The organism is Pseudomonas sp. MF06569 (assembly GCF_059862735.1).
On the sequence record NZ_JCBCUZ010000013.1, the window covers coordinates 53897 to 79600 of the forward strand.

27 protein-coding genes are annotated in these 25704 nt (G+C 57.4%); 19 read left to right on the plus strand and 8 right to left on the minus strand.

Annotation, left to right across the window (positions count from 1 at the left end):
• Positions 1-13: 13 nt before the first annotated feature.
• Together AC19YQ_RS13985 and AC19YQ_RS13990 are read right to left on the minus strand one after the other, a co-directional pair.
• Positions 14-1867, minus strand: a complete 1854-nt coding sequence (locus AC19YQ_RS13985) for an Lnb N-terminal periplasmic domain-containing protein (protein WP_500595349.1) — start codon at positions 1865-1867, stop codon at positions 14-16.
• Positions 1868-1945: 78 nt separating this feature from the next.
• Positions 1946-2434: a DUF3015 domain-containing protein gene (locus tag AC19YQ_RS13990; protein ID WP_019824032.1), complete on the minus strand. Its 489-nt coding sequence runs from the start codon at positions 2432-2434 to the stop codon at positions 1946-1948.
• A 273-nt stretch (positions 2435-2707) separates the two neighbouring features.
• On the opposite strand from AC19YQ_RS13990, the gene AC19YQ_RS13995 reads away from it, so the two are divergent.
• Both AC19YQ_RS13995 and AC19YQ_RS14000 read left to right on the plus strand, forming a co-directional pair.
• A complete protein-coding gene (locus tag AC19YQ_RS13995) occupies positions 2708-5146 on the plus strand; it encodes a Lon protease family protein (RefSeq protein ID WP_133078599.1) in 2439 nt (812 codons plus the stop codon).
• A gap of 223 nt (positions 5147-5369) precedes the next feature.
• Positions 5370-5687 (plus strand): PA4575 family protein, encoded by a 318-nt coding sequence (locus AC19YQ_RS14000; RefSeq protein ID WP_500595350.1) that lies wholly within the window; start codon positions 5370-5372, stop codon positions 5685-5687.
• A 10-nt stretch (positions 5688-5697) separates the two neighbouring features.
• Here the strand turns inward: AC19YQ_RS14000 and AC19YQ_RS14005 are convergent, their stop codons facing one another.
• Positions 5698-7530 (minus strand): hypothetical protein, encoded by a 1833-nt coding sequence (locus tag AC19YQ_RS14005; RefSeq protein WP_500595351.1) that lies wholly within the window; start codon positions 7528-7530, stop codon positions 5698-5700.
• Between the two features lie 142 nt (positions 7531-7672).
• On the opposite strand from AC19YQ_RS14005, the gene AC19YQ_RS14010 reads away from it, so the two are divergent.
• Together AC19YQ_RS14010 and bamJ are read left to right on the plus strand one after the other, a co-directional pair.
• On the plus strand, positions 7673-8161 hold the full coding sequence (locus AC19YQ_RS14010) for a TIGR00645 family protein (RefSeq protein ID WP_019824027.1): 489 nt from the start codon (positions 7673-7675) through the stop codon (positions 8159-8161).
• Between the two features lie 143 nt (positions 8162-8304).
• Positions 8305-8922, plus strand: a complete 618-nt coding sequence (gene bamJ, locus AC19YQ_RS14015) for a BamJ family beta-barrel-assembly machinery protein (RefSeq protein ID WP_019824026.1) — start codon at positions 8305-8307, stop codon at positions 8920-8922.
• A gap of 62 nt (positions 8923-8984) precedes the next feature.
• Here the strand turns inward: bamJ and AC19YQ_RS14020 are convergent, their stop codons facing one another.
• From AC19YQ_RS14020 to AC19YQ_RS14030, 3 genes are all read right to left on the minus strand, one after another.
• Positions 8985-9257, minus strand: coding sequence for a PA4570 family protein (locus tag AC19YQ_RS14020; protein WP_500595352.1), 273 nt, complete (start codon positions 9255-9257; stop codon positions 8985-8987).
• A gap of 195 nt (positions 9258-9452) precedes the next feature.
• Positions 9453-9794: a zinc ribbon domain-containing protein YjdM gene (locus tag AC19YQ_RS14025; protein WP_016779415.1), complete on the minus strand. Its 342-nt coding sequence runs from the start codon at positions 9792-9794 to the stop codon at positions 9453-9455.
• Between the two features lie 166 nt (positions 9795-9960).
• On the minus strand, positions 9961-10929 hold the full coding sequence (locus AC19YQ_RS14030; RefSeq protein ID WP_133078596.1) for a polyprenyl synthetase family protein: 969 nt from the start codon (positions 10927-10929) through the stop codon (positions 9961-9963).
• 241 nt (positions 10930-11170) lie between these two features.
• Between AC19YQ_RS14030 and rplU the strand changes: the two genes are divergently transcribed.
• The 5 genes from rplU to AC19YQ_RS14055 all read left to right on the plus strand — a co-directional run bounded on the left by rplU (position 11171) and on the right by AC19YQ_RS14055 (position 14937).
• Positions 11171-11485 carry a 50S ribosomal protein L21 gene (rplU, locus tag AC19YQ_RS14035; protein WP_003443915.1) on the plus strand — a complete coding sequence of 105 codons (315 nt, stop codon included), beginning with the start codon at positions 11171-11173 and terminating at the stop codon, positions 11483-11485.
• A 34-nt stretch (positions 11486-11519) separates the two neighbouring features.
• A complete protein-coding gene (rpmA, locus tag AC19YQ_RS14040; RefSeq protein ID WP_003443913.1) occupies positions 11520-11795 on the plus strand; it encodes a 50S ribosomal protein L27 in 276 nt (91 codons plus the stop codon).
• 197 nt (positions 11796-11992) lie between these two features.
• Positions 11993-13219, plus strand: coding sequence for an Obg family GTPase CgtA (cgtA, locus tag AC19YQ_RS14045; protein ID WP_500595353.1), 1227 nt, complete (start codon positions 11993-11995; stop codon positions 13217-13219).
• 123 nt (positions 13220-13342) lie between these two features.
• Positions 13343-14461: a glutamate 5-kinase gene (gene proB, locus AC19YQ_RS14050; protein ID WP_219261011.1), complete on the plus strand. Its 1119-nt coding sequence runs from the start codon at positions 13343-13345 to the stop codon at positions 14459-14461.
• Positions 14462-14475: 14 nt separating this feature from the next.
• Complete coding sequence (locus AC19YQ_RS14055; protein ID WP_133078595.1) at positions 14476-14937, plus strand: CreA family protein; 462 nt, start codon at positions 14476-14478, stop codon at positions 14935-14937.
• A 178-nt stretch (positions 14938-15115) separates the two neighbouring features.
• On the opposite strand, the gene rpsT is transcribed toward AC19YQ_RS14055, so the two are convergent.
• Positions 15116-15394, minus strand: coding sequence for a 30S ribosomal protein S20 (rpsT, locus tag AC19YQ_RS14060; RefSeq protein WP_003443902.1), 279 nt, complete (start codon positions 15392-15394; stop codon positions 15116-15118).
• 250 nt (positions 15395-15644) lie between these two features.
• Here rpsT and murJ point away from each other — a divergent pair, with 250 nt between their 5' ends.
• From murJ to ispH, 6 genes are all read left to right on the plus strand, one after another.
• The gene (gene murJ, locus AC19YQ_RS14065; protein WP_219260985.1) at positions 15645-17183 is read left to right on the plus strand and encodes a murein biosynthesis integral membrane protein MurJ; all 1539 of its coding nucleotides are present in this window, start codon (positions 15645-15647) and stop codon (positions 17181-17183) included.
• 118 nt (positions 17184-17301) lie between these two features.
• Positions 17302-18252, plus strand: a complete 951-nt coding sequence (gene ribF / locus AC19YQ_RS14070; RefSeq protein WP_219260983.1) for a bifunctional riboflavin kinase/FAD synthetase — start codon at positions 17302-17304, stop codon at positions 18250-18252.
• On the plus strand, positions 18249-21080 hold the full coding sequence (gene ileS / locus AC19YQ_RS14075) for an isoleucine--tRNA ligase (RefSeq protein WP_219260981.1): 2832 nt from the start codon (positions 18249-18251) through the stop codon (positions 21078-21080). Before ribF ends, ileS begins: the two co-directional genes overlap by 4 nt.
• Positions 21073-21591, plus strand: coding sequence for a signal peptidase II (lspA, locus tag AC19YQ_RS14080; RefSeq protein ID WP_133078591.1), 519 nt, complete (start codon positions 21073-21075; stop codon positions 21589-21591). The genes ileS and lspA overlap by 8 nt, the downstream gene beginning before the upstream one ends.
• Entirely contained in the window at positions 21584-22021 is a 438-nt protein-coding gene (gene fkpB / locus AC19YQ_RS14085) for an FKBP-type peptidyl-prolyl cis-trans isomerase (protein ID WP_133078590.1), read from the plus strand. Before lspA ends, fkpB begins: the two co-directional genes overlap by 8 nt.
• 65 nt (positions 22022-22086) lie before the next feature.
• Positions 22087-23034 (plus strand): 4-hydroxy-3-methylbut-2-enyl diphosphate reductase, encoded by a 948-nt coding sequence (gene ispH / locus AC19YQ_RS14090; RefSeq protein WP_019824001.1) that lies wholly within the window; start codon positions 22087-22089, stop codon positions 23032-23034.
• Here ispH and AC19YQ_RS14095 read toward each other — a convergent pair.
• The gene (locus AC19YQ_RS14095) at positions 22935-23552 is read right to left on the minus strand and encodes a GspH/FimT family protein (protein ID WP_500595354.1); all 618 of its coding nucleotides are present in this window, start codon (positions 23550-23552) and stop codon (positions 22935-22937) included. The two genes, ispH and AC19YQ_RS14095, sit on opposite strands and share 100 nt — an antisense overlap.
• A gap of 242 nt (positions 23553-23794) precedes the next feature.
• On the opposite strand from AC19YQ_RS14095, the gene pilV reads away from it, so the two are divergent.
• From pilV to AC19YQ_RS14115, 4 genes are read left to right on the plus strand one after another with little or no spacing between them, the layout of a single operon-like run.
• Positions 23795-24067 (plus strand): type IV pilus modification protein PilV, encoded by a 273-nt coding sequence (pilV, locus tag AC19YQ_RS14100; protein WP_500595355.1) that lies wholly within the window; start codon positions 23795-23797, stop codon positions 24065-24067.
• Positions 24064-24762 carry a PilW family protein gene (locus tag AC19YQ_RS14105; protein ID WP_339473446.1) on the plus strand — a complete coding sequence of 233 codons (699 nt, stop codon included), beginning with the start codon at positions 24064-24066 and terminating at the stop codon, positions 24760-24762. The genes pilV and AC19YQ_RS14105 overlap by 4 nt, the downstream gene beginning before the upstream one ends.
• Positions 24759-25277: a pilus assembly PilX family protein gene (locus AC19YQ_RS14110; RefSeq protein WP_500595356.1), complete on the plus strand. Its 519-nt coding sequence runs from the start codon at positions 24759-24761 to the stop codon at positions 25275-25277. The genes AC19YQ_RS14105 and AC19YQ_RS14110 overlap by 4 nt, the downstream gene beginning before the upstream one ends.
• Positions 25278-25287: 10 nt before the next feature.
• The gene (locus tag AC19YQ_RS14115; RefSeq protein WP_500595357.1) at positions 25288-25689 is read left to right on the plus strand and encodes a type IV pilin protein; all 402 of its coding nucleotides are present in this window, start codon (positions 25288-25290) and stop codon (positions 25687-25689) included.
• Positions 25690-25704 lie beyond the last annotated feature (15 nt).

The following is a 25704-nucleotide window of genomic DNA, read 5'->3' on the forward strand; positions in this document are numbered from 1 at the left end:
CTTAAACCTCCTTTCAGTAGTGATACCACTTCAACTCCAGCATCACTTCGTTGACGGGTGAGGTCAACTTACTGAACTCACGTTGTGCACTCAGTCGCAGGCCCAGATTGCGCGAAACTTCCCATTGCTGGTTCAGGCTGAGGCTGCGGCGGACTTCACCGTTGGTGAAGTAATCACCTTTGGCTTCAAGACTCAGGTTACCCACCGGATTGCGCCAGAGAAGCCCTGTGTTAAACCCCGCTGCCGGTGAAACAAAGGCGGCGAAATCGTTGTTGTGCTCCACGCGCAGGGTGCCGAGGGTAAAGCCCAGCAGGTTTTCGCCCAACTGCCAGGTGCCGCCCGCGCCCCCATTGACGTGGCTGACCAGGCTTTCGTCGCCATGCTTGCCCAGCACCCGTTCCAGCCCGCCGCCCACTTGCCAGGACCAGGGTTGCAGCAAGTCGTTACGCGGGGTCAGGGAGCGAATGTTGGCCAGGTCCAGTTGCTGAACTTGCCACTTGTTACCTTCGTACTGGCGCAGCTTGAGTTGCAGGATTTCAATCTGCGCGCCCAGCGGAAAGCCGGGCGCGTTGTCGTTCAAGTCGTGGTAAGCCATGCGCAGGCCGTACTCGGCAAAGGCCTTGTCGTCACGGCTACCGGCCCCCAGTTGCCAGGTGCGCGATTCGTGGCCGTTTTCGGGCAACTCGGGTTGTTCGACCTGCAGTTCAGGAGCTGGATTCTGGTTGATGGCGCGCAGCAGTTCGAAGCTGCGCTGGGAGCGCGCCGGGTCACGTTCGAGACCGTTTGCCCGGTAGCGTTCAAGACGATAAGCGGCGTCGATAATCAGCGCCTGGCGTTCTTTTGGCAGCGCCTTGAAGGTCGGTTTTTGCAATTGGGCCTGATCGGCGCTGATCTGCAGCACCCATTGCTGTTCCTCAGGATCGAGGATTTTGGCGCGATCCAGCAGTTCACGTTCCCGGGAAGGACGGTATTCGATACTTTCAACCAAGCCCGCTTCCTTGACCGCTTTCACGGTGTCGGTGGGGATCGCGGTCAGCGGGAACTGGGTGGTCAGTTGCAAGCCGGGACGTGCCACTTGCAACAACTCCAGCAGGCGATACGAGCAGTTTTCGTCAAAGAAGAAATAGTCGAACTGGATCTGTTTGAGCTCCCACACATGCTCGACCATGCGCTGGGTTTCTTCAGGAGTCAGATTGAGTCGGTATTCCCACAGGTCACGGTTTTCGAGGCTGCGGTACTCGGAGAGCTTTTCCTGGTAGGGCACCAGCGCGAACAGGCCGGGATAGCCACCGGCCAACCCCTTCCATGCATACAAAATGCTGTTGTCGGAACCCTCAATGTAGGCGCCGAAATTGATCGCGTAGCTGAGCAGGGCGGTCTTGTTGTTCTGCACATCGGCCTGGTCGATACGCAACAAGGTGTGGCCGAACATCGAGGACGGGCTGTTCAGGTAGGCCGCCGGGAAAATCATCACCGTGCTGTGCGGTGCAACGTCCTTGAACCATTGCGTGAACTCTGCGCATTCGGCCTTGGGCAGGTCGGTCAGGTTCAACTGGGCCTTGAGCCATCGGGTGCGGGCCGGGTACACGCACTGCGGGTGTTTGTCCCCCAGGCTCAAGGGCGAATACAAGGCCTGGACGGTGGCACGCAGTTCGGCGTCCGGGTGATGGGCGCCGTCGGGGGCCAGAAAGAATTTGTCGTCGCTGACATAGCTGCGCCAGCCGCTCAACTTGCCGGCTTCATAGTGTCCCAGAGAGATCCAGAACGGGTCGTTGGCCAACTGCTGAACACGTTGATCGTCGATATGGGGTGCGGCATACAGCGGGGCGCAGGCACAGAGCGCCAGATAGGCAAGGCGTTTGAGCATGTTCGGCAACTGTTGTCAGACGAAGAGGGGTGACGCAGGAGAATACCCGCTCCCGGAGGAGCGGGCAGATCTCATTTACTACGCAGCAGTGGCGTATTTGGCCAGGCGGGCATCGCCTTTGAGGATAGCCAGGGTGTTGTTGTGAACATCTTCAGCCGTTACATCGGCCTTGCTGAAGATTTGCTGGAAGTGCTCGTGGGTGACGGCGGCAAAATGCGCGCGATCTTCAGGGGCGACGCCCAGTACCACCGCGTAGGTGGTCAGTGCTTCGCCATTGCCTTTGGCCATGTCTTCGGACAGTTCGTTGATCATGCCATTCATGGCAATCCACGATTTGCCGCCGTAGGTCAGGGCGTCCTTGGTCGTACAGCCGTTGGTGCCGGAGGTCATGCCGAAGGTTGCGTTACCGGACGTGCCGTTGGTGGTGGATGCCAGGAAGTGAGCAGGGGTGCCGCGCTGACCTTCAAACAGCATGTTGCCCCAACCGCAGTTCGGACCGCCCGGGGCTTGCGCCATGGCATTGAGGGAAACAACTGTAAAGAGAGTACCGAGAAGAATCCGTTTCATAAGCTTTGTTCTCTATATGTGTGCAACCAATGGACAAGGGTTTCTGGCCCTGAAGCGCCAGTACGAGCCGGTTATGCCTTCCAGCCGCGTAACAGCTTGGAGTCTAGGCTCGATCGGCAGGTTCCGTGGTTTTTTGTAAAACAATCTCTGTTGGCGCACATTTTTTGCCCGTAAACACGATGGGGTGAGCTTTACCGTGTTGTACGCCTTGCCAGTGATGTACAGCCAGCGCCAGAATGCTGCCATCTGCCCCGCCCGATGTAAGGAAGCCCGATGCCTGATTCTGTTGCCACCAGCTTGCGTCTAGCGCCTGATGCGCTAACCCGTCCTTTCTCTGCTGAACAGTTCAGCTTCTCGAATACCAATGATTTAGAACCTTTTCGCGGCATTCTCGGCCAGGAGCGTGCGGTCGAAGCCCTGCAGTTTGGCGTGGCCATGCCACGTCCGGGTTACAACGTTTTTGTGATGGGCGAGCCGGGTACGGGCCGCTTCTCATTCGTCAAACGCTACCTCAAGGCCGAGGGCAAGCGCCTGAAGTCCCCGAGCGATTGGGTGTACGTCAATAATTTTGACGAGCCCCGTGAGCCACGTGCCCTGGAATTGCCTTCGAGCAGCGCGGGTGCATTTATTGCCGATATCAACCACCTGATCGACAACCTGCTGGCGACCTTTCCGGCGGTGTTTGAGCACCCGACGTATCAACAGCGCAAGAGCGCGATCGATCGTGGCTTCAATCAGCGGTACGACCGTGCGCTGGATGTGATCGAGCGGCTGGCGCTGGAAAAAGGCGTTGCGTTGTATCGCGACAGCAGCAACGTGGCCTTCACGCCGATGAGTGATGGCAAGGCCCTGGATGAGGCCGAGTTTTCGCAATTGCCTGAGGTTGAGCGAGAGCGCTTCCATGAGGATATTTCCGGACTGGAAGAGCGGCTGAACGAAGAACTGGCCAGCCTGCCGCAATGGAAGCGCGAGTCGAACAATCAACTGCGCCAACTGAACGAAGAAACCATCACCCTGGCGTTGCAGCCGTTGCTGTCGCCGTTATCGCAGAAGTACGCCGAAAATGGTGCGGTCTGCGGTTATCTGCAAGCCATGCAGGTGTACTTGCTGAAAACCGTGGTCGAGCAATTGGTCGACGACAGCAAGACCGACGCCCAGGCCCGCAAGTTGCTCGAAGAGCAGTACCTGCCCAGCCTGGTGGTAGGCCAGCCGCTGAGCGGTGGTGCGCCGGTAGTGTTTGAGCCGCACCCCACGTATGACAATCTGTTCGGCCGTATTGAGTACAGCACCGACCAGGGCGCGCTTTACACCACGTACCGGCAGTTGCGGCCGGGCGCGCTGCATCGTGCCAACGGTGGGTTTTTGATTCTTGAAGCCGAGAAAATGCTCAGTGAGCCCTTTGTGTGGGATGCCCTGAAGCGTGCCCTGCAATCGCGCAAGTTGAAGATGGAGTCTCCGCTGGGCGAGATGGGCCGTCTGGCGACCGTCACCCTCAACCCGCAAGTCATTCCCTTGCAGGTCAAGGTCGTGATCATTGGTGCCCGCCAGCTGTATTACACGCTGCAGGACCTTGATCCGGACTTCCAGGAGATGTTCCGGGTGCTGGTGGACTTCGACGAAGACATTCCGATGGTCGATGAAAGCCTTGAGCAGTTCGCTCAGTTGCTGACCACCCGGACTTCAGAAGAAGGCATGGCGCCGCTGACCGCCGATGCGGTAGCGCGTCTGGCGACCTACAGCGCACGCCTGGCCGAGCATCAGGGGCGTTTGTCGGCGCGTATCGGTGATCTGTTCCAGCTGGTCAGCGAGGCGGATTTCATTCGTCACCTGGCGGGCGATGAGATGACCGATGCCGGCCATATCGAGCGTGCGCTGAAGGCCAAGGCCACGCGTACCGGTCGAGTGTCGGCGCGCATTCTTGATGACATGCTGGCAGGGATCATTCTGATCGACACCGATGGCGCGGCCGTGGGCAAGTGCAACGGCCTGACCGTGCTGGAAGTCGGCGACTCGGCCTTTGGTGTACCTGCGCGGATATCCGCCACGGTGTATCCGGGAGGCAGCGGTATCGTCGATATCGAGCGTGAAGTTAACCTGGGTCAGCCGATTCACTCCAAGGGCGTGATGATTTTGACCGGGTACCTGGGCAGCCGTTATGCACAGGAATTCCCGCTGGCGATTTCAGCCAGTATCGCGCTGGAACAGTCCTACGGTTATGTCGATGGCGACAGTGCCTCGCTGGGTGAGGCCTGTACGTTGATTTCGGCGCTGTCCAAAACGCCACTCAAACAGTGTTTTGCCATCACCGGTTCCATCAACCAGTTTGGTGAAGTGCAGGCGGTGGGCGGGGTCAACGAGAAGATCGAGGGCTTCTTCCGGCTCTGTGAAGCGCGGGGGCTTACAGGCGAGCAGGGGGCAATTATCCCGCAGGCCAACGTGGCGACCCTGATGCTGGATGAGAAGGTGCTGCAGGCGGTGCGTGATGGCAAGTTCCACGTGTACGCGGTGCGTCAGGCCGATGAGGCGTTGAGCCTGTTGGTGGGTGAGCCTGCCGGTGAGCCGGATGAAGAGGGCCAGTTCCCTGAAGGCAGCGTCAATGCGCGCGTGGTAGAGCGGTTGCGTGTGATCGCTGAAATGATCAACGACGACGACCTCAAGGAGGCCGAGAAGGAGTTGCTGGCTGAGGCCCTGGCAGCGAAGAAACCGGCCTGACCCCCTGAAAGATGTCATGTGTGGGGGCGGGCTTGCTCGCGATCCGATCGCGAGCAAGCCCGCTCCCACAAATCACCGATACCCATCGAATAAGCCGTTGGTCATTGGCGACTTTTCTTATGCGCTTTTTCTTCTATTCTCAGGGCATGGACTCCACTGTCGTCACCGGACGATGCAGCCCGTAGTGTGCGGCTGAAGACAGGATCTATCGAGGGTCGCCGCCATGTCGCGCAACCTTTGCCTTACTCGCCAATGCTTGGGCCTGGTGACTCGTATTGAATGCAGCATTCGACCGCTGGCAGGCAATAACGGGATGTGGACGCTTCTCTTTGCTGCAGGTCTGGCAGGTGAGCAGCCCTCTACAATCAAGGCGCAAGGCCCGTTCACAGGGCCTTTCGTGGCCGAAACCATTCTTGAATCAATCGTTGAAAGCCTGACGTTGCACGGTTATCGGCTCGCGGACGATCCGCAGATCTGGTGCCTGCATGTGCAGGCCCAGTTGCGTCAGATCAATGGCGGGCGCTGCAGCGCGTCCCACTAAAACGGCGGTTTTATTGGGGGGTGCTGGCTGGCGCAGCTTTGTCGAGTTTGACTTCAAACCCATATTCGACAGGGTTCAGGGCTGTGCGTGCATAGCTTTCAAGTTGAGTCGGCTGACCATAAAAGTAATGCACGTCGAACACTGGCGGGCCATCTGGCTCGGCGCTATGGCTGACAGCTACCACTTCCTTCAGGTAGTTACCCGTGCCGTCTTTTGCATAAAAGCGCCAGGCCTCTTCCGGGAACAATTTTTGATCAACGATCAGGGTATTGCCTTTGAGCTCAAGGCCTTTGGGCAGGTGGGCGACATCCAGTACCTGCTTGTCTATGTCCGCGATAAACAGCGGGATTGAGCCAATCGCATAGGCCGGTGTTTCGGGGAACAGGTTCAGGTCGTAGGTGATGACACCCGCGTTGGGGTCCACATCAAAGGCTTCGATGGGCAGTTCGAGCGGCTCGCTGCGGTTGCCATTTTCATCTTCGGCAAAGAAGGTCACGGGTGCGTCGGATTTTTGCGGGAGCGCCCCGAGCATTTCGTCGTTGAAGGTGGCCGGGTGGCTGAACTCAAGGGTTGCCGCGCTGGCATCGTCCACTGACTGGCTGATCACCACGCTCTTTTCCAGTTGCTCCGGGTCAAGGGTGGCGTTCTTGAGGTAGCTGGCGGCCTGGTCGTCATACACCACAACGTTGATCGGGAGCGCCTGAATCTCTTTGCCCACCACGTTTTTGTCGAGCTTGAGCACTGGCAGGTCGAGGGATTTGCGGGTGACATTGGCCGTGGAGAAATCGAGCACGTTGATATCGACACTCTCTACCGTGCCGTTGAAGTACACCTTGCTGTAGTGGTGGGGGTGCTTCTGCTCAAAGGCTTGTTGCTCGTTATCCAGTTGCTGCTCAAAAGCCTCGCTCCAGGCGGTTTGCTTGAGCATTTCGGCCAGTTGCTGCTGATAAAAGGCCAGTTGTTCGGCGTTTTCGTTAATCGAACCCGAGCGTGACAGAAACTGTCCGGAGTGGTCGCGGGCCTGGATGATCAGCGGGTTGAGCGGGGTATCTCGTACCTGTTCTGCCAGCGGGGCGCTGTTGACGATATCCACTTCGGCATAGTTTTGACCCAGCGTCAGCAGGGTCACGCTGATTGTGCCGTCGGTACGGGTTTTGCCCACATCCTTGGCATTCAGGTTGAAGTTGACCACCTTGCCTGGCGCGATCACTTCCACTTTGCCATGCAGGATCAGGGGTTGGGGTTGTCGAGTGTTCTCGACCTCAAGCCCGTCAATGTAGGGGTAAGTGACGGTCAGGTCGTCCGGGTTGCTCAGGTTGGCGCTGGAGGGGCTTAGCTGGATGCCTGGGTCGGTTTCAGACCACTCGGGAGCAAAGGGCACCACCTGCTTGTTGCTCAGGGTCACGGACTGCCATTCCAGCGCGTGGGGGAACGGGAATTCGGACGCGCTATTGAGCGGGAACGGGAAGACGGGTTCCAGGTCCGTCAAGTAATCGGAGCTGGAGTTTTTGCGCAGTACAAACAGACCGTTGATATAGGTATCGCTTAACGCCTGGCTGCTGGGGTAGTGCTTAAGCAGTGCAAGGTCGTCCGTGGCGTATTCGGTCTCGATGGGTTTGTCTTGAAGCTTGAGGCGCGCACGCTCCAGCAACAGCAAAGAACCGCCCAGGTCGGCGATTGCATCTTTGAGCTGTTGATCCTTGATGGTGTCCAGGCTCTGTTCAAACGCAGCACTGCGTTCTTCCAGAGTGGCCTGCTGGTGTTCGTCGTCAGGCGAGCAGCCGGCAATGGCGAGCACAGCCATCGAAAACCCAAAACAGGCCAAGGGAAATCGCAGATCCATGGTTCGGTTTTCCTGTCCGTAAACAATGCTTGAGAGGAGGACACTAGCAGAAAATGTTTTTACAGGCTGTTTCGAAGCCTTTAACTATGCGGTTTTCTCACTGATATACTCGCGCCCATTTTTTTAATTCCTGTGAGATTCAATGGAACGCTTTATCGAAAACGCAATGTACGCCTCGCGCTGGATTCTGGCGCCTATTTACTTCGGGCTCTCGCTGGGTCTGTTGGCTTTGGCGTTGAAGTTCTTTCAGGAAGTGTTTCACGTAATCCCCAACGTGTTTGCGTTAAGTGAGTCGGATTTGATCCTGGTCATTTTGTCGCTGATCGACATGGCACTGGTGGGCGGCCTGTTGGTGATGGTGATGATTTCCGGATACGAGAACTTCGTCTCGCAACTGGACATCGACGACCACAAGGAGAAGCTCAGCTGGCTGGGCACCATGGACTCAACCTCGCTGAAGATGAAAGTGGCAGCGTCGATCGTGGCGATCTCCTCGATTCACCTGCTGAGAGTGTTCATGGATGCGCGCAATATCGAGACCGAGTACCTGATGTGGTACGTGATCATTCACATGACCTTTGTGGTATCGGCCTTTGCGATGGGCTATCTGGATAAATTGACCAAACACTGACCCCAAGCCTGTGCGCGCACACGAACCCGGGCTGCGAAGGCTTTGAGGGCTGTGGTAGTCTGCTGGCCCTTTTTTGGTTCCGGGTGTTCGGGGGCTGCGGTTAACGTGGCATTTTCCGGGCACCCCCACAGCGGAGCAGTGTTATGTCCGAAGTAAATCTGTCGACCGACGAAACTCGTGTTAGCTATGGCATTGGCCGTCAGCTGGGCGACCAACTGCGCGACAACCCGCCACCGGGCATCAGCCTGGATGCAATCCTGGCTGGCCTGACTGACGCTTTCGCGGGCAAGGAAAGCCGTGTAGGTCAGGAAGAAATGTCGGCCAGCTTCAAAGTGATCCGCGAGATCATGCAAGCTGAAGCGGCTGCCAAGGCAGAAGCTGCTGCAGGCGAAGGCAAGGCATTCCTGGCTGAAAACGCCAAGAAAGACGGCATCACCACCCTGGCTTCCGGCTTGCAATTTGAAGTTGTGACTGCAGGTGAAGGCGCCAAGCCATCCCGTGAAGACACTGTACGTGTTCACTACCACGGCACCCTGATCGACGGCACTGTGTTTGACAGCTCCTACGATCGTGGTCAGCCAGCTGAGTTTCCGGTTGGCGGCGTGATTGCCGGCTGGACTGAAGCCCTGCAACTGATGAACGCCGGCAGCAAATGGCGCATCTACGTGCCGAGCGAACTGGCTTACGGCGCCCAAGGCGTTGGCAGCATTGCTCCGCACAGCGTGTTGGTATTCGACGTTGAGCTGCTGGACGTTCTGTAAGAACCCGGTGCTTTAACGTTGGCTGCGGGTTTGCTGGCAAACCCGCAGCTGCACCGGCCACGTCATATGTGTATTTTGGCGTTGTGCTGATGAGTGTCAGTCGTGCCGCAAGGGCGCAATGCTCGGGCATAGCAAAATAGAAACAAATTGCGCACCAGCTCCTTGAGCACTACCGGTTCGCTTGAGTTGAGCCCGCTGAAATCCAGGTCGCCCTGGTCCTGCAGTTCGTTCAGCGCTTCTTCTTCCAGTACCGCACAGACTTCCCCGGTTTCCCGATGCAGGATTCGCAGATAGGGATGTGGACGGTCCAGCCAGGCATCAATTAAATAAGTCATGGTCGTCATCTCCTTGATGAATACCAATGAGAATAATTCTTATTCAATTAATAGCAAGTGCCTATTGGCGGATTTATCGTCTTTGTGCGTTAGAGCTGCTGCGGATCAAGGTTGATGGCTTTTTGATGTTGCGCGGGAGTGTTGCGAGGGAAATTGCACCTTCCTGCGCTAAACGCAGGAAGGAAAGCAACAGGATCAGACTTTACGCACGAACTCGGATTTGAGTTTCATGGGGCCGATACCGTCGATCTTGCAATCGATATCGTGGTCGCCATCGCACAGGCGAATGTTTTTGACCTTGGTGCCCACTTTGACCACCAGGGACGTGCCCTTGATTTTCAGGTCCTTGATGACGGTGATGGTGTCGCCGTCGGTCAGTACAGTACCTGCGGAGTCCTTGTAGACTTTTTCATCGCTGGCTTCTTCCGCTACGCCATTGGCAGACCACTCATGGGCGCATTCCGGGCAGATCAGCTGGGCGCCGTCTTCGTAGGTGTATTCGGAATTGCATTTTGGGCAGGGCGGCAACGTGCTCACTAAAGCTCCTTAAGAGTCAGGATGGCTAAAAGGCGCGCATTATATAGGGTTTTAGTGCGGGGCGGGGAATGGCGGGGCAGATTGACCGTGTGGGAGCGGGCTGCCCGCGATTGGAGCGCCGCGGTGGCGGCGCTTGCATCGCGAGCAAGCCCGCTCCCACAGGCAGTTAGTGCGTGCGCGCTACTGCAAATTCGCTCAGCTCAACCAGTGCGTCGCGGTATTCGCTTGGCGGCAGGGCTTGAAGGCAAACAATTGCGCGGGCTACGTAGTCACGAGCCAGTTGAGCGGTGTACTCCAGCGAGCCGGAGGCCTCAACGGCGGCACGAATGCTCTCCAGGTCTTCAATGCCACCTTTCTGGATGGCCTTGCGCACCAGGGCTGCCTGTTCGGGCGTGCCTTCGCGCATGGTGTAGATCAATGGCAGTGTCGGCTTGCCTTCGGCCAGATCGTCACCGACGTTCTTGCCCAGGGTTTCGGCGTCGCCGCGGTAGTCGAGCAGGTCATCCACCAACTGGAAGGCTACGCCCAGGTGATCGCCAAAGGTTCGCAACGCTTCGCTTTGTTCTGGCGTGGCACCGGCCAGTGCTGCGGCACTGTGGGTCGAAGCCTCGAAGAGCATCGCGGTTTTGCCGCGAATGACTTCCATATAGGTTTCTTCAGTGGTGCTGGCATCGCGCACTTTGGACAACTGCAACACTTCGCCTTCGGCAATGATGCGGGTGGCTTGCGACAGGATTTTCATCACTGGCATCGAGCCCAGCTCAACCATCATTTCGAAGGAGCGCGAATAGAGGAAGTCGCCAACCAGAACGCTGGGCGCGTTGCCCCACGTTGCATTGGCTGTTTTGCGACCACGGCGCATGCCCGACATGTCGACCACGTCGTCGTGCAGCAGAGTGGCGGTGTGCAGGAACTCGATGGTCGCGGCCAGCAGGCGCATATCGTCGCCTTCGCGGCCAAGGGCCTTGCCGCACAGCAGCACTAATAAAGGACGCAGGCGTTTGCCGCCGGCTGAAGTAATGTAGTCGCCGATTTTTGAGACCAGCGGTACGCGTGAAGTCAGCTGCTTCTTGATGATGCCATCGACGGCGCTAAAATCGTCCGCCACCGCGCGGTAGAAAGCTTGGGGTTGCATCAGCGACAGGTGCTCCAGAAGGGTTGCGCGGCATGCTAGGTCGGGGGGCTGGGCCTGTCAAGGCGCGATAGACGGCCCCTTGCAACCCCGGCATGGCTTGCGTACAATCGCGCACCCTGAACTTCCTGGGCAGCACCTGCCTTACGCAATTGCACTTGGGCCGTTCCAGCCCCATGCAGCCATGCCAGCCAATACCTTTACCTATAAAGCGCTGGGTGAGCAGGATTATCGGAGAAATACCATGTCGTACGCAGTAATCGTTACTGGTGGCAAGCAATACAAAGTAGCTCCAGGTGAATACCTGAAGATCGAAAAACTGGAAATCGCTACCGGCGAATCCGTAACTTTTGATCGCGTTCTGTTGGTCGCCAATGGCGATGACGTGAACATCGGCGCTCCAGTTGTTCCTGGCGCCACTGTTGTTGCTGAAGTGATCTCCCAAGGTCGTCACGATAAAATCCGCATCATCAAGTTCCGTCGTCGTAAGCACCACATGAAGCGTATGGGCCACCGCCAGTGGTACACCGAGATCAAAATCACCGGTATTCAGGCTTAATTTCAGCCTAATTCCTCACTAGGAGAATTGACTCATGGCACACAAAAAAGCTGGTGGTAGTACCCGTAACGGTCGCGACTCAGAAGCCAAACGCCTTGGCGTGAAGATGTATGGCGGCCAGGCTATCATTCCGGGCAACATCATCGTGCGTCAGCGCGGCACCCAATTCCACGCTGGCTACGGCGTTGGTATGGGTAAAGATCACACCCTGTTCGCGAAAGTGGAAGGCGTGATCAAGTTCCAGGTTAAAGGCGCCTTCGGTCGTCGCTATGTAAGCATTGTTCCGAAGACTGCAGTCGTCGCGGCGTAATAGCTTGGTAGCTGGAAGAGCCCTGTCTTGCGACGGGGCTTTTTCGTTTGTGGGGTGAGTCTCTTGCAAAACTGTTTGTATGGGCTGCTGGCGCTGGATTTTACGGTCGTTGATTGAGGTCGCTGCGCTCATTTTTGCAAGAGTCTTATGTCTTGGTTTTTATCGGCTCGTCCTGATGACGAGAGGCGTGTTTTGTTATGAAGTTTGTTGATGAAGTATCGATCAAAGTAAAAGCAGGCGACGGTGGTAACGGTTGCATGAGCTTCCGTCGTGAGAAATTCATCGAAAACGGTGGTCCGAACGGTGGTGATGGTGGTGACGGCGGCTCGATCTACATGATCGCCGACGAAAACCTCAACACCCTGGTTGATTACCGCTACACCCGTCACTTCGATGCCCAACGCGGCTCGAACGGCGGCAGTGCAGATTGCACAGGTCGCAAGGGTGAAGATCTGGAGCTGCGTGTTCCGGTCGGCACCACGGTGATCGATGCGGGCACTCAGGAAATCATCGGCGACCTGACCAAGGCCGGCCAGCGTTTGCTGGTGGTTCATGGTGGTTGGCACGGTCTGGGCAACACCCGTTTCAAATCCAGTACCAACCGGGCTCCACGCCAGACCACTCCGGGTAAGCCGGGTGAGCAGCGTGACCTGAAACTGGAGCTGAAAGTGCTGGCTGACGTTGGTCTGCTGGGCTTGCCGAATGCCGGTAAAAGTACCTTTATCCGTTCGGTGTCTGCGGCCAAGCCAAAGGTAGCGGATTATCCGTTCACCACGTTGGTGCCAAACCTGGGTGTAGTCAGCGTGGATCGCTGGAAGAGCTTTGTGATTGCCGATATTCCCGGCTTGATCGAAGGTGCTTCTGATGGTGCGGGCCTGGGGATTCGCTTCCTCAAGCACTTGGCGCGTACCCGTCTGTTGCTGCACCTCGTCGACATGGCGCCGGTTGAAGGCAGTGAAAGCGCTGCTGATACCGCAGAAGTCATCGTCAACGAGCTGACCAAGTTCAGTCCGTCCCTGGCTGAGCGTGATCGTTGGTTGGTCTTGAACAAGTGCGATTCGTTGCCGCAAGACGAGCATGATGCGCGTGTTAAAGAAGTGGTCGATCGTCTGGAGTGGGCGGGTCCGGTTTACGTGATTTCGGCCATCGCCAAAATCGGTACCGACAAGCTGTGCCACGACATCATGCGTTATCTGGAAGATCGTGCTGACCGTCTGGCCAATGACCCGGCCTACAAGGAAGAGTTGGCTGAGCTTGATCAGCGCATCGAAGATGAGGCGCGTGCGCAGTTGCAAGCGCTGGATGACAAGCGTGCCCTGCGCCGCAGCGGCGTGAAGAGCGTCCACGACATCGGCGACGATGACTGGGATGAAGAAGACGTTGAAGACGATGATGGTCCTGAAATCATTTACGTCCGCGACTGATTCGTTGCAGTAAACTACAGCGCCGCTCAATGAGCGGCGTTTTAGCATCTACGAGTTGGTAATCAAAAATAATTCCATGGGTAGCGCTCGGTCGCGCTGCTCTCAGGCATAGGTTGGATGATGATGCGGAGCAAGGTGACGGGTGCGCAGCGCTGGGTGGTCAAGATCGGCAGCGCGTTGCTGACAGCGGATGGCAAAGGCCTGGATCGCGTAGCGATGGGGGTTTGGGTCGAGCAGATGGTGGCGTTGCACGAGGCTGGCGTTGAGCTGGTGCTGGTGTCTTCGGGTGCGGTTGCGGCCGGTATGAGTCGATTGGGCTGGACGGTGCGACCGAGTGCCATGCACGAACTGCAGGCGGCTGCGGCCATTGGTCAGATGGGTCTGGTGCAAGCCTGGGAGTCGAGCTTTGCCGAGCACTCCCGGCATACCGCACAAATCTTGCTGACCCATGACGATCTGTCTGATCGCAAGCGTTACCTCAACGCCCGCAGTACCTTGCGTGCGCTGGTGGAGTTGGGCGTGATCCCGGTCATCAATGAAAATGACACGGTGGTCACGGACGAAATCCGCTTTGGCGACAACGATACGCTGGCGGCGCTGGTGGCCAATCTGGTCGAGGCGGACCTGCTGGTGATTCTGACCGATCGCGACGGCATGTTTGATGCCGATCCGCGCAATAACCCCGATGCAAAAATGATTTACGAAGCCCGTGCCGATGACCCTGCGCTGGATGCAGTGGCGGGCGGTACGGGGGGTGCGCTGGGTCGTGGCGGCATGCAGACAAAGTTGCGTGCGGCGCGTCTGGCGGCCCGTTCGGGTGCGCATACCATCATCGTAGGTGGGCGTCTGGAGCGTGTGCTGGATCGTCTGAAGGCTGGCGAGCGCCTGGGCACGTTGCTGTCTCCTGAGCGTGGCCTGCTGGCAGCGCGCAAGCAGTGGCTGGCCGGGCACTTGCAGACCCGCGGCACGCTGGTGCTGGATGAGGGGGCTGTCGCGGCCTTGTCCAAGGGCAATAAAAGCTTGTTGCCGGTAGGGGTCAAGGCGGTTCAGGGCGGTTTCCGTCGCGGAGAAATGGTGGTGTGTGTGGCGCCGGACGGGCGAGAAATTGCCCGTGGCCTGGCTAACTACAGCGCTGCGGAAGCGCAAAAAATTATTGGGCAGTCATCGGATGCGATTGTCGGCTTGCTGGGTTATATGGCGGAGCCAGAGCTGGTTCATCGCGATAACCTGATCCTGGTTTGAATGTGAGGTGTGGCATGCGCTTGATTGGCGGTTTGTTGGGGTTGATGTTGGCGATGCCATTGCTGGCGTCGGCTGAAGAAATTGGCACGGTGTCGACGGTATTCAAATTTGTCGGGCCGAACGATCGCATTGTGGTCGAGGCGTTCGATGATCCGAAGGTCGATGGCGTGACTTGCTACTTGTCTCGTGCCAAGACGGGTGGGATGAAAGGCGGGCTGGGTTTGGCTGAGGATCGCGCTGAAGCCTCGATTGCGTGCCGTCAGACCGGTCCGATCAGCTTCAAGGGTGAGCTCAAGGATGGTGAGGAGGTGTTCAAGGAGCGCACTTCGCTGGTGTTCAAGACCATGCAGGTGGTGCGTTTCCTCGACAAGAAGCGCAATACGCTGGTGTATCTGGTGTACAGCGATCGCCTGATCGAAGGGAGTCCGCAGAACGCAGTGACGGCGATTCCTATCTTGCCGTGGGCGCACGAGTAACGGGTCTCAATTAAAAAAGCTGCGGTTATCGCAGCTTTTTTTTACCCATTTTTTACTGTGTTGGTGCTTTGACGCTTTGACGTTTTTGTAGTCGTTGACGAGCGTTGTGTTCAGAAGGGGGCAAATCACAGGCAATAAAAAACCGACCCTGAGGTCGGTTTTTTAAAAAGCTTATCGCTTAAGCGGCGGTCGCAAGGTTCAAAGCCTTGACGTGGCCATTCAGGCGGCTCTTATGGCGAGCAGCTTTGTTCTTGTGGATGATACCTTTATCGGCCATACGGTCGATAACAGGAACAGCCAGAACATAAGCAGCTTGCGCTTTAGCAGCGTCTTTTGCGTCGATGGCCTTAACTACATTCTTGATGTAGGTACGAACCATGGAACGCAGGCTGGCGTTGTGGCTGCGACGCTTCTCAGCCTGTTTTGCACGTTTTTTGGCGGAAGGTGTGTTGGCCACCGTCGAGCTCCTCGAAAGACTTTTGGGAAATAACAAACAAAATAGGCCGCGAATCATGCCGATGACGAGAACTCTTGTCAAGGGCGTTTGATGCGATCCGCTGAGTGGTGGATCGAGGCAGACGGGATATTTATTTCCGGCGCTTGACCTGTAAACTCGCGAGCTTGGCTCTGTGCTGTTGCGGCGCGCAGTATCGCATAAGTGGGCGCTTTGTTCGCCTGCTCTTTCTCTATAGGCAAAAACTCTTTCAATGAACCTGCTCAAGTCGTTGGCTGCCGTCAGCTCAATCACCATGATTTCCAGGGTTCTGGGCTTCATTCGCGACACGATCATTGCGCGTGCCTTTGGTGCCGGGATGGCCACGGATGCGTTCTTTATTGCCTTCAAACTGCCTAATTTGCTGCGCAGGATTTTCGCCGAGGGTGCTTTTTCCCAGGCTTTTGTGCCGATTTTGGCGGAATACAAGAGCCAGAAAGGCGAGGAGGCGGCCCGTACATTTGTGGCGTATGTCGCCGGGCTTTTAACCCTGGCACTGGCCATTGTTACCGTGCTGGGCATGGTCGCTGCTCCCTGGGTCATCTGGGCAACCGCCCCGGGCTTTGCCACGACCCCGGAAAAATTCGAGCTGACCAGTGACATGCTACGGGTCACGTTCCCTTATATATTGCTGATCTCGCTGTCATCGCTGGCGGGGGCGATCCTCAATACCTGGAACCGATTTGCAGTGCCGGCCTTCGTGCCGACCCTGCTCAACGTCAGCATGATCATTTTTGCGCTGTTCCTGACGCCGTATTTCGATCCGCCGATCATGGCGCTGGGTTGGGCGGTGCTGGTCGGCGGCCTGGCCCAGCTGCTGTTCCAGCTGCCCCATCTGAAGAAAATCGGCATGCTGGTGCTGCCGCGCCTCAACCTGCGTGACACCGGCGTCTGGCGGGTGATGAAGCACATGGTGCCGGCCATTATCGGTGTCTCGGTCAGCCAGATTTCGCTGATCATCAATACGATATTCGCGTCTTTCCTTGTTGCGGGCTCTGTGTCCTGGATGTACTACGCAGACCGCTTGATGGAGTTGCCGTCAGGAGTGCTGGGCGTGGCGCTCGGGACGATCCTGTTGCCGACCCTGTCCAAAACCTACGCCAATAAAGATCGCCAGGAATATTCGCGGATTCTCGACTGGGGATTGCGCCTGTGCTTTGTATTGGTGCTGCCGTGCTCGTTGGCGTTGGCCATTTTGTCCGAGCCGCTCACCGTTTCGCTGTTCCAGTACGGTCAGTTCACCGCCTTTGATGCGGCCATGACCCAGCGTGCATTGATCGCGTATTCGCTTGGGTTGCTCGGGATTATCATGATTAAGGTCCTGGCGCCGGGCTTTTATGCGCAACAAAACATTCGAACGCCGGTGAAAATTGCGATTTTTACCCTGGTGGTGACGCAGTTGCTCAACCTGGTATTTATTGGGCCTTTGCAGCACGCCGGTTTGGCGTTGGCCATTAGCGTGGGTGCCTGTATCAATGCCGGTTTGCTGTTCTGGCAGTTGCGTCGCCAAAAGTTGTTTGTCGCGCAACCGGGCTGGACCAAATACCTGTTCAAGCTGGTGTTGGCGGTGCTGGTGATGTCCGGGGTATTACTGGGCTTGATGCATCTGATGCCAGCCTGGGATCACGGCAATATGCTGGAACGGTTTATCCGTCTGGGCGGGTTGGTCATCGCGGGCGTGCTGGCTTATTTCGGCATGCTGCTGCTGTTGGGCCTGCGTTTGAAAGATTTCGCACGCAAGTCTCTTATGTAAGGTAATTGCAGGTCAGACGTCGATTTTGTCGAATTGACCTGATTTGCCGTGCGCTGTTGCCTGTCGTACCGGGCTGGGTGTGGTTATAATCGACCACTTTATGAGCAAGAAGCGCGTTATGCAGCTGGTTCTAGGCCTTCACAATTTGCGGCCCCAGCATCGGGGCTGCGTCGCCACTATTGGCAACTTTGACGGTGTACACCGTGGTCACCAGGCTATCCTGGGTCGGCTGCGTGAGCGTGCGCTGGAGTTGGGCGTGCCCAGCTGCGTGGTGATTTTTGAGCCGCAGCCGCGCGAGTTCTTCAATCCAGATACGGCTCCGGCACGTCTGGCCCGGTTGCGCGACAAGCTGCAACTGCTGGCCGACGCCGGGGTTGACCGGGTGCTGTGCCTGGCGTTTAACCAGCGTCTGTGCAAGCTCAGTGCTGCCGAGTTCGTCGATACCATCCTGGTCGATGGCCTGGGTGTGCAGCACCTGGAGGTCGGTGACGACTTCCGTTTTGGCTGCGACCGGGTTGGCGACTTCGACTTTTTGCAGCAGGCCGGCCAGATGCAGGGCTTTACCGTCGAGGCGGCGCAAACGGTCGAGCTCGATGGTGTGCGAATCAGCAGCACCAAGGTACGTGATGCCTTGGCTGATGCAGACTTCTCCCTCGCAGAACGTTTGCTGGGGCGCCCTTTTCAAATTACTGGCAGGGTATTGCACGGGCAAAAACTGGCGCGCCAATTGGGTACGCCGACCGCCAATATTCAGCTCAAGCGTCGCCGTGTTCCGTTGACCGGGGTTTACCTGGCCAGCGTCGACATCGATGGCAAGACCTGGCCCGGCGTCGCCAACATTGGCGTCAGGCCAACCGTAGCAGGGGATGGCAGCGCCCATCTTGAAGTACATCTATTGGATTATGCCGGTGATTTGTATGGCCGGCGCCTGACCGTGGCATTCCACCACAAGCTGCGTGATGAGCAGCGTTTCGCCTCCCTGGAGGCGCTCAAGACGGCGATCAATGCGGACGTCGCCGCCGCCCGAGCCTATTGGCTGGGTCAACCGCTTAAAAAGAGCCTGAAATGACCGACTACAAAGCCACGCTAAACCTCCCGGACACCGCCTTCCCAATGAAGGCCGGCCTGCCACAGCGCGAACCGCAAATTTTGCAGCGCTGGGACAGCATTGGCCTGTACGGGAAGTTGCGCGAGATTGGCAAGGATCGTCCGAAGTTCGTACTTCACGACGGTCCTCCATACGCCAACGGCACGATCCACATCGGTCATGCGCTGAACAAGATCCTGAAAGACATGATCATCCGCTCCAAGACCCTGTCGGGTTTTGACGCACCGTACGTGCCGGGCTGGGACTGTCACGGTTTGCCGATTGAGCACAAGGTTGAAGTGACCCACGGTAAAAACCTGCCCGCGGATAAAACCCGCGAGCTGTGCCGTGCCTACGCGACCGAGCAGATCGAGGGCCAGAAAGCCGAGTTCATCCGCTTGGGTGTTCTGGGTGACTTCGCCAACCCTTACAAAACCATGGACTTCAAAAACGAAGCCGGTGAAATCCGTGCCCTGGCCGAAATCGTCAAGGGCGGGTTCGTGTTCAAAGGCCTCAAGCCTGTGAACTGGTGTTTTGATTGCGGTTCGGCCCTGGCTGAAGCGGAAGTCGAGTACCAGGACAAAAAGTCCGCGGCCATCGATGTTGCCTTCCCGGTTGCCGATGAAGCCAAGCTGGCCGAGGCCTTTGGCCTGGCAGCCCTGAGCAAGCCGACAGCGATCGTGATCTGGACCACCACCCCGTGGACCATTCCGGCCAACCAGGCGCTCAACGTACACCCGGAATTCACCTACGCGCTGGTCGACGTGGGCGACAAGCTGCTGGTACTGGCTGAAGAGCTGGTCGAGTCCTGCCTGGCGCGCTACAACCTGCAAGGTTCGGTCATCGCGACCACAACCGGTGCAGCGCTGGAGCTGATCAACTTCCGTCACCCGTTCTATGATCGCCTGTCGCCAGTTTACCTGGCCGAGTACGTTGAACTGGGCGCTGGCACGGGCGTGGTTCACTCCGCCCCGGCTTACGGCGTAGACGACTTCGTGACCTGCAAAGCCTATGGCATGGTCAACGATGACATCATCAACCCAGTTCAAAGCAACGGCGTGTATGTGCCATCGCTGGAGTTCTTCGGTGGCCAGTTCATCTGGAAGGCCAACCAGAACATCATCGACAAGCTGATCGAAGCCGGTGCGCTGATGTTCACCGAAACCATCAGCCACAGCTACATGCACTGCTGGCGCCACAAAACTCCGCTGATCTACCGCGCGACTGCGCAGTGGTTTATCGGTATGGACAAGCAGCCGACGACCGGCGACACCTTGCGTACCCGTGCGATCAAGGCCATCGAAGACACCCAGTTCGTTCCGGCATGGGGTCAGGCTCGTCTGCACTCGATGATTGCCAACCGTCCTGACTGGTGCATCTCGCGTCAGCGCAACTGGGGCGTGCCGATCCCGTTCTTCCTGAACAAGGAAAGCGGTGAGCTGCACCCACGTACCGTCGAAATGATGGAAGAAGTGGCCAAGCGCGTTGAGCTCGAAGGCATCGAAGCCTGGTTCAAGATGGACGCTGCCGAGTTGCTGGGCGACGAAGCGCCGTTGTACGACAAAATCACCGATACGCTGGACGTGTGGTTCGACTCGGGCACTACGCATTGGCACGTTCTGCGCGGTTCGCACCCGATGGGTCACGAGACCGGCCCGCGTGCCGACTTGTACCTCGAAGGTTCCGACCAGCACCGTGGCTGGTTCCACTCCTCGTTGCTGACCGGTTGCGCCATCGACAACCACGCGCCGTACCGTGAACTGCTGACCCACGGCTTCACCGTGGACGAGGCTGGTCGCAAGATGTCCAAGTCCTTGGGCAACGTGATTGCACCGCAAAAGGTCAACGACACCCTGGGCGCCGACATCATGCGCCTGTGGGTTGCCTCGACAGATTACTCGGGTGAAATCGCGGTTTCCGACCAGATCCTGCAGCGCAGTGCTGACGCCTACCGCCGTATCCGCAACACCGCACGCTTCCTGCTGTCGAACCTGACCGGCTTCAATCCGGCTACCGACATCCTGCCTGCCGAAGAAATGCTGGCACTGGACCGTTGGGCCGTGGATCGCGCGTTGTTGCTGCAGCGTGAGCTTGAGCTGCATTACGGCGAGTACCGCTTCTGGAACGTCTACTCCAAAGTGCACAACTTCTGTGTGCAGGAGCTGGGCGGTTTCTACCTCGACATCATCAAGGACCGCCAGTACACCACGGGTGCCGACAGCAAGGCCCGTCGTTCGTGCCAGACCGCGCTGTTCCACATCTCCGAAGCGCTGGTGCGCTGGATCGCGCCGATCCTGTCGTTCACCGCAGACGAGCTGTGGCAATACCTGCCGGGCGAGCGTAACGAGTCCGTCATGCTCAACACCTGGTACGAAGGCCTGACTGAATTGCCGGAAGGCGCCGAGCTGGGCCGCGCCTACTGGGAACGGATCATGGCGGTCAAGGTTGCGGTCAACAAGGAAATGGAAAACCTGCGTGCAGCCAAGGCCATTGGCGGCAACTTGCAGGCAGAAGTGACCTTGTTTGCCGAAGATGAGCTGGCAGCTGACTTGTCCAGACTGAGCAACGAACTGCGCTTTGTACTGATCACTTCAACCGCCAGCGTTGCACCTTTTGTGCAGGCTCCAGCGGATGCCGTGGTGACCGAAGTCGCCGGTCTCAAACTCAAAGTGGTCAAGTCCGCCCACGCCAAGTGCGCCCGTTGCTGGCACTGCCGTGAAGACGTCGGCGTGAACCCGGAGCATCCGGAAATTTGCGGTCGTTGCGTCGACAACATCAGCGGCGCCGGCGAGGTACGTCACTATGCCTAATACCAGCACTACCGGGCGCTTCGGGCGCCTGGGCTGGCTCTGGTTGACCTTGTTGGTCCTGGTCATCGACCTGACCACCAAGGTCTACTTCGACAACTCGCTGCAGATGTATCAGCAGATTGTAGTGATCCCTGATCTCTTCAGCTGGACCCTGGCCTACAACACCGGCGCGGCCTTCAGCTTTCTGGCTGACAGTGCCGGCTGGCAGCGTTGGCTGTTTGCGCTGATTGCTGTCGTGGTCAGTGGCGTGCTGGTTGTCTGGCTCAAGCGTCTGGGGCGCAATGACACCTGGTTGGCCATTGCCCTTGCCCTGATTCTGGGTGGCGCATTGGGTAACCTCTATGACCGGATTGTTTATGGTCATGTGGTCGATTTCATTCTGGTGCATTGGCAAAATCGCTGGTACTTCCCTGCGTTCAACTTCGCCGACAGTGCGATTTGCGTAGGTGCCGTGATGCTGGCGCTGGATATGTTCAAAAGTAAAAAGTCCGGAGAACCCGCTCATGACTGAACAGCGTATTGGTCAGAACACGCAGGTCACTCTGCATTTCGCATTGCGCCTGGAAACAGGCGATACCGTTGACAGCACCTTCGACAAAGCCCCGGCTACTTTCAAGGTGGGAGATGGCAGCCTGCTGCCTGGTTTTGAGGCCGCGTTGTTCGGTTTCAAGGCGGGTGACAAGCGCACGCTGGAAATCCTTCCGGAAAACGCTTTCGGCCAGCCCAACCCGCAAAATGTGCAGGTTATTCCACGTTCGCAGTTCAAGGACATGGAGCTGTCGGAAGGCTTGCTGGTGATTTTCAACGACGCGGCCAACACCGAGCTTCCGGGTGTGGTCAAAACCTTTGATGACGAGCAAGTCACCATCGATTTCAATCACCCGCTGGCAGGCAAGACCCTGACCTTCGACGTGGAAATCAAAGACGTCAAAGCGCTGTAATTCAGTGCCCGGCTGCGGCCGGGCCTGATTGGCATTATTTTTCTGCGCGTCCCACGAGGCCTAGCATGCATATCAAACTCGCCAACCCCCGTGGCTTCTGCGCTGGGGTGGACCGTGCGATTGAAATCGTCAATCGCGCACTGGAAGTATTCGGTCCGCCTATCTATGTTCGCCACGAAGTGGTGCACAACAAATTTGTCGTCGAAGACCTGCGCTCCCGTGGCGCGATTTTCGTCGAAGAGCTGGACCAGGTGCCGGACAACGTCATCGTGATCTTCAGTGCCCACGGGGTTTCCCAGGCCGTGCGTGCTGAGGCTGCGGGTCGTGGTCTGAAAGTATTCGATGCAACTTGCCCGCTGGTCACCAAGGTGCACATCGAGGTCGCGCGCTATAGCCGTGACGGTCGCGAATGCATCCTGATCGGCCACGCCGGTCACCCGGAAGTCGAAGGCACCATGGGTCAGTACGATGCCATTAATGGCGGCGCGATCTATCTGGTCGAAGACGAAAAAGACGTCGCCAATCTGCAGGTCAGGAACCCGGAAAAGTTGGCGTTTGTGACCCAGACCACCTTGTCGATGGACGACACCAGTCGTGTGATCGATGCCCTTCGTGCGCGCTTCCCGGCCATTGGCGGGCCGCGCAAGGATGATATCTGCTACGCCACGCAAAACCGTCAGGATGCGGTCAAGCAACTGGCCGATGAATGTGATGTCGTATTGGTAGTGGGCAGCCCGAACAGCTCCAACTCCAACCGCTTGCGCGAACTGGCTGAACGCATGCAGACCCCGGCCTACCTGATCGACGGTGCCGAAGATCTGCAAAAAAGCTGGTTCGACGGCGTGCAAAGCATTGGTATTACCGCTGGTGCTTCTGCACCTGAAGTACTGGTGCGTGGCGTGATCCAGCAGCTTCACGCCTGGGGCGCTACCGGTGCCGATGAGTTGGCTGGCCGCGAAGAGAATGTCACGTTCTCAATGCCCAAAGAACTGCGGGTTCGCGCCATTACCTGATTCACCGCACACAACGCCTGTGCAGCCTGATCGCTGCGCAGGCTGATGCGCCCGCTTTTTGCCAGCACCACCTGATAGTGGCTCTGTGCAGTCCTTGCCTGACAAACATGCAGCGTTCCCGCCTGAAAAGCGCCTTTGCTCAGCAGTGGCTCCCCCAGCGGACTAAATCGCACATAGTGTTTGACCGGCGCATTGCCCGCAATCGGTATGCGTCCACTGCCTTGTGTCTCGACCAGGACCGGGTTGCTCCTGTCGAGATGTCCCTGGCCACTCACGTCCAGAATGGTCCTCCAGCCTTGGCTCCAGTCCTCATTCACTGCATGAACCACCACATATTGATGGCGTAGCAATGCTTCTGTGCGAGCGTTGCGCAGGCTGCTGGCTAGCTGTTCGGCAGTGACCTGACGACGCTGGCCCTCTGTGAGCGCGCTATAGGCCGGGCTGGCAAATCGGGCGGTGATCGCCACGATCATCAGCGACAGCAGTAACGAGGTCAGGCTCATACCGCGTTGATACACAGTGGCCTCCTTGAGTGGTTGTAGTGTGCTTTCTCGGTATAGCTGATCCGGTATCCGCTGATGCCCGGCAATGGTTTCATCATGTTTGCGGTTTTTGCATGGGCTATGGCTTACGAAGTCAGGCGACAAAATCTGTCTGCCTTTCCAGATTGCGTCTTACCTGTAAGGCCCGAGAGTGAGGCTAGGCTTTTGTCTGGGCGGCACAGGGCGTGTCGTCGACCTCAACGACACGGAAGACACAGATGCCTCGGTTACATAAGAAACGCCAAGCCGGAATGACTTTGATCGAAGTGCTGATCGCATTGCTGGTTCTGTTTATCAGCCTGCTAGGCAGCGCCGGTATGCAACTCAATGCCCTGAAGCACACTGCCAGTGCGTTAGTGAGTACCCAGGAAAGTTTTATTGCTTACAGCAGGCTGGACCAGATCCGCGCTGAATCAGGCGCTGATTACCCGGTTTCGCGGCTGGATCAAATCAACCTGATTGTTGGCGATACGATCGCCGCAGCATCGTGAGCAGTACACGCTCGGGTTTTGGCCTGATCGAACTGATGGTGGCGCTGGCGCTGGGCTTGCTGGTGGTGTTGGGGCTGACGCAGGTGTTCTTGAGTGCTCGTGAAACTTACCTGACTCAGCGCTCATCGGCGCAGATGCAAGAAGATGCCCGTTATGTACTGAGCAAGCTGGCCCAGGAAATCCGTATGGCAGGTATGTTCGGTTGCCTTTCGACTGATCGCATTGTCGATGCTCCCTCGCAATTTCAAACGCCTGTCACCTGGCAGGATGCGTCGCTTTCCATGATCAGCGCAGACATAGGGCTGCAGGCGGCCCGGCCGGACTGGACGGTGGTGTCTGACTGCACAACCACTGCCAAAGCCTACCCCGGTGCTCGATTATCTTTAGCTCCTGGCGAAACTGGATTCCCTGTACGTGAGCTGTTTTACCGCTTTGACAATGGGCAGTTGAAGGTTGGGCCCAATAAAGCCGTGCTGCTCGACAATGTTGCTGCGTTTAACGTGAGTTTTGGCGTGGCCGGTTCGAAGGGCGCGCAGTCGGTGCCGCGCTATGAAGATCGTCCGAGTAAAACTTCCAGCATCCGCAGTGTGCGTATCGGGCTGACATTGCGTGACCCGGGTGGACGAGTCAGGGATCAGGCCTATCAACTGGTTGTCGCTTTGCGTAATCGGCTGGCTTGGGGCGGTTTCCCTTGAGCGCCCAGCGCGGCATGGCGCTTTTGGCCAGTCTGGTATTCATGTTGTTGCTTGGCGTAATCGGTATGGCCTCTATGGCCAGTGCGGCACGGCAGGAAAAAATGGCTGCAGGCGTCCAGCACGTCAATCACTCATTCCAGGCTGCGGAGGCGGCACTACGTAGCGGTGAATCCTGGCTTGATAGTGAATGGAGTGCAGTGTCGGGATGTGCTTCGCCAGTAACGTGCAGCCCGCCAATCGAGGCGCGGACTCAGGCTGTGCCTGCCGCCGATCCGGTGTCAGGGGTGCGCTGGGTAAGCGTTGCTGACGGGTTGTATGGTATTCAGAACCTCGGGCAGAGCGTTGCACCAGCCCACCTTCCAGCCCCTACCGCCACCCATTTGTACCGAGTGACCGGGATTGGTTTGCGCGGGCAGTCGCGCACTGTACTGGAAAGTATTTATGCGCGTTATCAAGGCGCAGAAGAGGCGGCGCCCCATCGTTTTCGCAGGGTCATGTGGCGACAGCTGCAATAGGGAATTCGTAATGCATGGACATGGAGCAGGTTTTACCCTGATCGAATTGATGATCGTAGTAGTGATCATCGGTATCCTTGGAGGGTTCGCTTATCCGTTGTACAGCGACTATGTGAAGCGAGCGTATCGCTCCCAAATCATCGTCCTGCTCTCGGAGCAGGCCCAGCGTCTTGAACGTATTTATACAAAAAACGCGGTATACAGCGGCGGGCATGAACTCAGTTCAGGTAATCAATACTACGACATTACGTCCGAACTCACAGATCACTCTTTCTTGCTGACGGCGACGCCAAAAAAAGGCTCGGCAATGGCAGGCGATCAATGTGGGCACTTTACGCTGGCCCACACCGGTCTTGCAGGGATTGCCCAGGCAGCCCCTGAGGTGAGCTTGCAGCAGTGCTGGGGGCGTTAACGATTAATTATGAAT